Genomic DNA, 893 nt, shown 5'->3' on the forward strand with positions numbered 1-893 from the left:
GTCTTTCATCCTGAATAGTCGCAAGTCAGCAGGGTGTGGATGGCTTGGACGGTGCGGCTGACGCGGCGGGTGGAGCAGCGGGCCCGGCGGAGGATGCGCCAGTGTTTGAGCTTGGCGAAGGCGCGTTCGCCGGGTGCCCTCAGTCGGGCGTGATCACGATTGAACTGCTGGTAGTGCTCGGGTTGTTCGCGGTGGTGGTAGTACGGGGTGCGGACGGTGGCGCCGGCGCCCTGATAGGCGCGGTCCGCGAGCACGAGGATCTGGCGGGTGAGGCAGGCCTGGACGATGCCGTGGGCGCGGGCCGCCGTCAGGTCGTGAGTCCGGCCCGGCAGTGCTCTCGAGAACCACAGTGGTGTGCCGTCCGGACGTGCGATGACCTGCACGTTCATCCCGTGCTTCTTGTGCTTCTGGCTGTAGTAGGGCTCGTCCGCGGCGATGCGGTCGGTGGGGATCAGGGTGCCGTCGACGATGACGAAGTCGCCCTCGCCCAGCCCGACGAGGGCTTCCTGCAGTCCCGGCGCCCAGGCGGCCAGAATCTCGAGGGTCTCGTCGACGTAGCGCCAGGCCGTCGCCTCCGAGACGCCGAAACCGGCTCCGACCTGGGCGAACGTCTCGTTCTTCCGCAGGTGTGCGAGCACGAGCAGGGCCTGTTTGAAGCAACCGAGCCGTCTCCACGGCGAGTTCAGTTCACGCCTTCGGGCGTAGATCAGCCAGGAGACGTGCTCGACCAGCTCGTACGGGACGTCGAGCATGGAAGGATACGGAACCAACAGAGCCCCCGGGCCGCTGGCAGTGTCGAGTGGAATCAACACCGCCAACGACCGGGGGCTCTGCCACGTCACCATCCAGCCGACCAGCACATTCACCCATCAGGAACAGGATGAAAGAGGTTC

General features: G+C 66.2%; 1 protein-coding gene. It reads right to left on the reverse strand.

Annotated features, from left to right (window positions below; translation table 11 throughout):
* Positions 1-5: 5 nt before the first annotated feature.
* The gene (locus SSP24_RS42515) at positions 6-812 is read right to left on the reverse strand and encodes a transposase family protein (protein ID WP_141316627.1); all 807 of its coding nucleotides are present in this window, start codon (positions 810-812) and stop codon (positions 6-8) included.
* Positions 813-893: the final 81 nt, after the last annotated feature.

It is taken from the genome of Streptomyces spinoverrucosus (assembly GCF_006539505.1).
Classification (GTDB): Bacteria; Actinomycetota; Actinomycetes; order Streptomycetales; family Streptomycetaceae; genus Streptomyces; species Streptomyces spinoverrucosus.